This is a genomic window from Bacillus sp. FJAT-47783, assembly GCF_022808615.1.
Taxonomy (GTDB): Bacteria; Bacillota; Bacilli; order Bacillales; family Aeribacillaceae; genus Bacillus_BZ.
Genome location: NZ_JAKZKS010000031.1, coordinates 20587 through 28225, shown reverse-complemented (window position 1 = coordinate 28225; position 7639 = coordinate 20587). Strand labels below are relative to the sequence as shown.

The window sequence follows — 7639 nt, the reverse complement described above, 5'->3', positions numbered from 1 at the left end:
ATCGCTGGGTAGCTATGTGCGGAAGGGATAAGTGCTGAAAGCATCTAAGCATGAAGCCCCCCTCAAGATGAGATTTCCCATCACGTTATGTGAGTAAGATCCCTGAAAGATGATCAGGTTGATAGGTCCGAGGTGGAAGTGTGGTGACACATGGAGCTGACGGATACTAATCGATCGAGGACTTAACCTAAATACACGAATAGATTTCAGTGAAGCACGTTATCTAGTTTTGAGGGAACAATGTTCTCTTTTAAGACTTTCATACAGAAAGGGTTTTGAGGAGCAAGCAGTTCTAAGAACCGAAGGAGGAGGTACCGGAGCGTACATCCGTACGTGAGGATGCCGACGACTGAAGGTGACAACGAAATGTGCCGCTCATCGAAAGCCGTAAAACATAGGTCTGGTGACGATAGCGAAGAGGTCACACCCGTTCCCATACCGAACACGGAAGTTAAGCTCTTCAGCGCCGATGGTAGTTGGGAGTATTCCCTGTGAGAGTAGGACGTTGCCAGGCTTTTATATTTCCTATAGTAGAATGGCATAACTAATTTATTATCGTCGCGGGGTGGAGCAGTCTGGTAGCTCGTCGGGCTCATAACCCGAAGGTCGCAGGTTCAAATCCTGCCCCCGCAACCAAATTTATTCTTCAATACGAGAAATATAAATTGTATTAGTGTAACCGAGGTCCCGTGGTGTAGCGGTTAACATGCCTGCCTGTCACGCAGGAGATCGCGGGTTCGATTCCCGTCGGGACCGCCATGATGAGATAAGTAACGAAACGTTTAACGTTTCGTTTTTTTTATTGTTAAGGAAATTATAAATTTCCAACCTGTTGACAACTTTGTTCGTAGTTGGCTTGAGTCTAGTTCCGGACATTATCGGTATCCGTACGATAAGTCAACATCGACTCATTTACCATTCATCGCGCTTCCTTTATCTTCTACTGAAATTGTACAGTTTTTACGCCGCTTTAGCGAAGCTCTTGCGCTTTTGTTCTGCTTTCATAATGGTGAGTTTTGTATACCTGGCATAAATAGTCTGGAGGAACGTGTAAATAATGAAAAAGCTCGTAAATTGGGAAAACTGACACGTAAAAAGACCAAACTGGCACATAATTTAGCAAAATGTAAAGTTACTAAAAGTTGATGGTCTCGACTTCAAAATCGATTTCACCTATTTTAAAACTTTACGAACACCATCCGAAACGGTTAAGAGACTATATAAAAGGCGATGATAGAAGTAATCAATTGTAAACAACCCCCGTTTACCGCGATCAGAAGCTTGGATAAACAGACTATATACGATAAACTAAATCAAAGAGAGCGTTTCTGATTTCTCCATAATGTCTAAATTTCTCTACAAAGAAAGAGGATGAACATGTCTATAAAGGATGAGTTTCAGTTTATTAAACGTATTTGTCCATCTCATACTTATAACCGAAGCTTAAAGGTGGGTATTGGAGATGACGCAGCCGTTTATGAAGCTGAAAATGACTATGACCAAGTAGTATGTATGGATTCCATGGTTGAAGGGGTTCATTTTACGAAAAATACAATGAGTCCTTTTGATATTGGGTATAAAAGTTTAGCTGTTAATTTAAGTGATTTAGCAGCGATGGGAGCCATTCCGATGTATTATCTCGTCTCCATTGCGATACCGGAAACGTGGAATGAACATGAGTTGTACGCTATTTATGACGGGTTAAATTCAATAGCTAAGGAGTACTCCGCTGATTTAATTGGTGGCGATACGACTTCTTCTAAAGGTGGACTTGTCATAACCGTTACTGTAATCGGAACAGTTGAGTCAGGGAAAGCATTATTACGAAGCTCTGCTAAGCCCGGTGACATTGTATTTGTCACAGGAACATTAGGGGATTCGGCAGCGGGTTTACATTTGCTTCTTACCGAAAGCGCTGATCGAAAAAATGAAGATCATGTTTATTTACTCGTAAAACACCAACGGCCAATTCCTAGGATTCAAGTTGGAAGACAGCTTGTTCAATACGACAGAGCATGTTTAAATGATATAAGTGATGGATTAGCAAGTGAATTACATGAAATTGCTGATGAAAGTAACGTTTCCATTCAGGTTCGGGATGTGAATATTCCTCTAAGCTCGTCGATAAAAATTTTCCCTGAGGAACAGCAAAAAAAGTGGGCATTAACGGGTGGCGAAGACTTTGAACTCGTCGGCACATTATCTCCTCATGATTTTATACATTTTAAAGAAGCATGTAAGCAAAAAGGAATGAAGATAACAAAAATCGGGGATGTCATTGCACGACAAGAAAATGGAGTTATTTACATTCAAAATGGTCTTGAGCGATCTTTACATAAAAGTGGTTATAATCATTTTAAAAAAGGTGATAAAATGGAACAAAAGTTTGAACTTATTTCTACTAGTCCTGAACAAACGGCAAAGTTGGCTGAAAAAATAGCGGGTTTGTTACAGCCGAGTGATGTGATTACACTTGAAGGTGATTTAGGGGCAGGAAAAACTACCTTTACAAAAGCGCTGGCTAAAGGACTAGGAATAAAGCGAAATGTCAATAGTCCAACGTTTACAATTATTAAAGAGTATACAGAAGGAAGACTTCCGTTATATCATATGGATGTTTATCGAATGGAAGATAGTGAAGAAGATTTAGGCTTCGATGAATATTTTGAGGGGGAGGGTGTGTCAGTAATAGAATGGGCACACTTAATAGAAGATCAGCTTCCGACTTCCCGCTTAGACATCTCTATTCTTCATCTAGAAAATAATAAAAGAAAATTAATATTAAAACCGATCGGTGAGCGGTACACTGACTTGTGTAAGGAGTTATTGAATGATGACAGTTTTATCGATTGATACATCTAATTATCCGTTAGGTGTAGCTTTAGTTAATGAACAAAAAGTGATTGGTGAATTTATTACAAATATAAAGAAAAATCATTCTGTTAGAGCTATGCCTGCAGTGGAACAATTGATGAAAGATTGTGATATTCAGGTCGATCAATTAACTAAGATTGTTGTAGCAGAAGGACCTGGCTCGTATACCGGTGTTCGAATTGGGGTAACGATAGCAAAGACGATAGCTTGGTCCAAAAACATTCCATTAGTGGGTGTGTCAAGTTTAGAAGCATTAGCTGCGAACGGTCAATACTTTAATGGGTATATATGTCCACTATTTGATGCTCGGCGTGGACAAGTTTATACAGGTTTGTATGAGTATGAAAAAGAAATGAAGACAATTTTACCAGATGAGAATATTTTACTCAGTGATTGGCTCCAGAAGGTGAAAGTACTTAATCGTCCTGTTCTATTTATTGGGAATGATGTTTCTTTACATAGAAACATGATAAAGGAGACGTTAGGAGAACAGGCTGTTTTAGCAGATCAAACTGCACATAACCCTCGCCCATCTAAGCTAGCTATGCTTGGTATGAACAGAGAGCCTGTAGATGTCCATCATTTTGTTCCGAACTATTTAAGATTGGTTGAGGCTGAAGCAAAATGGCTAGAACAACAAAACGTATCGAAATGAATGAACAAGTAAAGGTTCGCAAAATGACGATTGAGGATATCGAACCGGTTCATGCCATTGAACGAGAGTCATTTTCGAGCCCATGGACAAAGCGAGCGTTTGAGCAAGAGTTAACAGAGAATAAGTTTGCTTACTATTTTATTATTGAGTTAGGGGAAAATATCGTCGGTTATTGTGGCTTATGGATAGTATTTGATGATGCCCAAATAACGAATATTGCTGTATTACCACAATATCGTGGAAGAAATTTAGGAGAAAAACTATTGTCTTATGTTATGGACTATGCAAAAGAGCTTCAGGCTGAACAAATGACATTAGAAGTAAGAGTCTCCAACCATATTGCCCAGGCATTGTATAAAAAGTTAGGGTTTGAAGCGGTTGGTGTTCGTAAAAATTATTATTCGGATAATCAAGAAGATGCATTATTAATGTGGGTGAAATTACAATGAATGAAAAAGACCGGTATATATTAGGAATCGAAACAAGTTGTGATGAAACAGCTGCAGCCATTATCAAAAATGGGCGCGAAATTGTAGCAAATGTTGTGGCGTCTCAAATTGAAAGTCATAAAAGATTTGGAGGCGTTGTACCTGAAATCGCTTCACGACACCATGTTGAGCAGATGACGATTGTATTGGAAGAAGTAATGGAAAAGGCAAATATGAAATTTCAAGATTTATCGGCTATCGCGGTAACAGAAGGGCCAGGTTTAGTTGGGGCCTTATTAGTTGGAGTGAATGCGGCTAAAGCTCTTGCTTTTGCCCATAACCTACCGCTTATAGGAGTTCATCATATTGCTGGACATATTTATGCCAATCAACTGATTACCGAACTGAAATTTCCTCTACTTGCATTAGTTGTTTCTGGTGGTCATACGGAGCTTGTGTACATGAAAGATCATGGGTCGTTTGAGGTTATTGGAGAAACGTTAGATGATGCAGCTGGCGAAGCATATGATAAAGTAGCGAGAACGCTTCAACTACCGTATCCTGGTGGACCTCATATTGATCGATTAGCACATGAAGGAAAACCAACAATTGATTTACCTCGTGCTTGGTTAGAGGAAGGCTCCTATGACTTCAGTTTTAGCGGTTTAAAGTCAGCTGTCATTAATACGTTGCATAATGCTTCCCAACGTGGTGAAACAATTGAACCGAAGGATTTAGCGGCTAGTTTTCAAGAAAGCGTCGTTGAGGTTCTTGTAACAAAAACCGTTCGTGCCGTTGAAGAGTACGGTGTAAAACAAGTGTTGTTAGCAGGTGGTGTAGCAGCCAATAAAGGTTTACGCACGGCATTAGAACAGACATTTACTGATCAAGAAGATGTGGAGCTCATTATTCCTCCACTAACACTTTGTACTGATAATGCGGCTATGATTGCGGCATTTGCGGATATTTTGTACCAAAAAGGATCGTTTGGAAAATTAAATATGAATGCGAATCCTGGTTTAGACCTTACGTCTTATGAATAATTGTTAAATGGTCATGCGTTAAGCATGGCTATTTTTATCCCACTCTTAACGGGCAGTATGACCCCCACCTCAAGATTCTGTAGTAAAGCAAAGAAGATAGGTGGGGGACAACTGCCCGTAAAGGTCCGAACATAAAGAACACAGACTAAGAGCGCCACGTCCTGTGGCAACGTCTGTGTAACCCACATCCTGTGGGTCACAAGGGCCTTTAGGTCATCCCGTAGGGACTAACATTCAGTGGGGGATGAAAAAACCCCCCACTGAATGAAGTTTCACTTTATCTTTCAAAAAGTGTTTAGCAAAAAAACTTTATCCACAGAATGTGGGACAGCAAATGAAGCCTCTTACTTTTCTCTAAATAATTTATTCACAGTTTCTTATAAAACGGTTTGAATTTTTAGAAAATATGTGGATAACCCACAAATTATTCACAATTTATGCACATGATTGTGGGTAAGATCGAAATAACGCTATAAATCCTGCAAAATCAATTTGGAAACGATTGTGGATAATGTGGATGAAAAATAATCTTATTGTGGATAATGTGGATAGCTGGTATAACTACTATTTTTCAAAAGAATGGTCTGTGTAAATAGTCCATATTAGGATTAAATACGCCAAAATTAAGACCCAAAGAATGCTGTAAAATCAACACTCTTTGGGTCTACTTTTTCAAATTCAGGGCGCATACAGCTCCTATACTTCGATTAGTTCTTCCCAATGTTCCATGCATTGCTCTAATTTTTCTTTTAACGTTTCATTCTCTTCGTGAATTTTTTGAACACGTTCATGATCTTGAAAAATGTCTGGATCACATAGGAGTTCATCGTTTCGTTCAATTTTCTCTTCTAATTGTACGATTTCTTTTTCAAGCTCTTCAATTTTTCGTTGACGTTGTCTTTCTTTCTTTTTTAATTCTTTTTCTTGTTCATATGACAGCTTTCCTTCATTTTTTCGTTCTTGCTCATTTGTAGACTCAACAGGATTTTCTAGTTTTTTTAGCTCTTCCATCTCTTCTTTTTTTGCTGTGTAGTAATCATAATCTCCTAAAAACTCTGTTAGTCTATCTTTTGAGAGTTCAAATACTTTTGTTGCGATTCGATTCATAAAATAACGATCGTGTGAAACGAAAAGAATAGTCCCCGGATAATCAATGAGTGCATTTTCCAGCACTTCTTTACTGTCTAAGTCTAAGTGGTTCGTTGGCTCGTCTAATATTAAGAAATTGGATTTTTTCATCATTAACTTCGCAAGTGCAAGTCGTGCTTTCTCCCCACCACTTAAAGAAGAAACATTTTTTAGGACATCATCACCAGAGAATAGGAAGTTGCCAAGAACGGTACGAATTTCTTTTTCTGTATGGTTTGGAAAATCATCCCACAATTCATCTAATACACGTTTATTGGAAGTTAAATCTGTTTGTTCTTGATCGTAATAGCCAATTGAGACATTTGCGCCAAAACGAATCTCACCAGAAATCGGCTTTAAACGTTTAATTAGAGTTTTCAGTAAAGTAGATTTCCCGATTCCATTTGGACCAACTAGGGCAACCGATTCTCCTCTTGTAACAGAAAAAGAAATGTTAGAAATAATTGGTTTTTCTTCATCGTAGGACACAGTCAAGTCTTGGACTTTCAAGACATCGTTTCCACTTTGGCGCTCGATGGTAAAGGAGAAATTCGCGGACTTTTCATCCCCATTTGGTTTTTCCATAACGTCCATTTTTTCAAGTGCTTTTCGTCTACTTTGGGCACGTTTTGTTGTAGAGGCCCTTGCTAAGTTTCGTTGGACAAACTCCTTCATACGAGAAATTTCATCTTGCTGCTTTTCATAAAGCTTTAAATCTCGCTCATAATTTTCCGCTTTTTGCTGTAAATAGCGACTATAGTTTCCAACATATTTTGTACATTCAGTTCGCGATATTTCATAGACGGTGTTTACGACTTTATCTAAAAAGTAGCGGTCATGGGAAACAATTAAGACAGCACCTTGGTAATTTTGTAAATATTGTTCGAGCCATGTTAATGTTTCAATGTCTAAATGGTTTGTAGGCTCGTCCAAAATTAATAATTCAGGCTTTGTTAATAGCAGCTTCCCGAGCGCAAGTCTTGTTTTTTGCCCTCCGCTTAAGGAAGCGATTGGTGTCCTATAACTATATTCATGAAACCCTAGACCATGTAAAATGGAGCGAATATCTGCCTCATACTGATAGCCGCCGTTCTCTTTAAAAGTATGTTGAATTTCATCATATTCCTTCATGAGTCGTTCAAATGAAGGTGATGTAGGAGGGACATTCGCCATTTTTGCTTCGATTCCCCGCATCTTTGTCTCCATCTGCTTTAGATGCGTAAAAACGGTTAACATTTCATCCCATATTGACTTGGATGACTCTAATCCAGAGTTTTGGGCAAGATATCCAATAGATAAATCTTTCGGCTTCATCAATTCACCTGAATCGTAGGAAAGCTCCCCTGCTATAATTTTCAATAATGTTGATTTCCCTGCACCGTTTCTCCCAACGAGTGCCATTTTATCGCCCATTTGAACTTCTAGCTTTATATTCGATAAAATAAGATCAGCACCAAAGTGTTTTGTGATATCGTTTAGCTGTAAGAGAATCATTCTATTTCACCTCAAAC

The 7639-nt window shown here is 38.7% G+C and carries 5 protein-coding genes, 2 tRNA genes, 2 rRNA genes and 1 pseudogene; 9 read left to right on the top strand and 1 reads right to left on the bottom strand.

The window, feature by feature from the left end; all coding sequences use genetic code 11:
• From MLD65_RS16265 to tsaD, 9 genes and pseudogenes are all read left to right on the top strand, one after another.
• A 23S ribosomal RNA gene (locus MLD65_RS16265) occupies positions 1-190 on the top strand; the annotation flags it as partial.
• Positions 191-399: 209 nt separating this feature from the next.
• Positions 400-514, top strand: a 5S ribosomal RNA gene (gene rrf, locus MLD65_RS16260).
• 45 nt (positions 515-559) lie between these two features.
• Positions 560-636, top strand: a tRNA-Met gene (locus MLD65_RS16255).
• A gap of 47 nt (positions 637-683) precedes the next feature.
• Positions 684-759: transfer RNA gene (locus MLD65_RS16250), tRNA-Asp, on the top strand.
• 618 nt (positions 760-1377) lie between these two features.
• Positions 1378-2361: pseudogene (thiL, locus tag MLD65_RS16245) on the top strand (thiamine-phosphate kinase); the annotation flags it as partial.
• Between the two features lie 12 nt (positions 2362-2373).
• Positions 2374-2853, top strand: coding sequence for a tRNA (adenosine(37)-N6)-threonylcarbamoyltransferase complex ATPase subunit type 1 TsaE (gene tsaE, locus MLD65_RS18500; protein ID WP_481748544.1), 480 nt, complete (start codon positions 2374-2376; stop codon positions 2851-2853).
• Positions 2834-3529 carry a tRNA (adenosine(37)-N6)-threonylcarbamoyltransferase complex dimerization subunit type 1 TsaB gene (gene tsaB / locus MLD65_RS16240; protein WP_243292905.1) on the top strand — a complete coding sequence of 232 codons (696 nt, stop codon included), beginning with the start codon at positions 2834-2836 and terminating at the stop codon, positions 3527-3529. Before tsaE ends, tsaB begins: the two co-directional genes overlap by 20 nt.
• Positions 3526-3978 (top strand): ribosomal protein S18-alanine N-acetyltransferase, encoded by a 453-nt coding sequence (gene rimI, locus MLD65_RS16235; protein WP_243292904.1) that lies wholly within the window; start codon positions 3526-3528, stop codon positions 3976-3978. Before tsaB ends, rimI begins: the two co-directional genes overlap by 4 nt.
• A complete protein-coding gene (gene tsaD / locus MLD65_RS16230) occupies positions 3975-5000 on the top strand; it encodes a tRNA (adenosine(37)-N6)-threonylcarbamoyltransferase complex transferase subunit TsaD (RefSeq protein ID WP_243292900.1) in 1026 nt (341 codons plus the stop codon). The genes rimI and tsaD overlap by 4 nt, the downstream gene beginning before the upstream one ends.
• Before the next feature lie 696 nt (positions 5001-5696).
• Here the strand turns inward: tsaD and MLD65_RS16225 are convergent.
• Positions 5697-7622: an ABC-F family ATP-binding cassette domain-containing protein gene (locus MLD65_RS16225; RefSeq protein WP_243292899.1), complete on the bottom strand. Its 1926-nt coding sequence runs from the start codon at positions 7620-7622 to the stop codon at positions 5697-5699.
• Positions 7623-7639 lie beyond the last annotated feature (17 nt).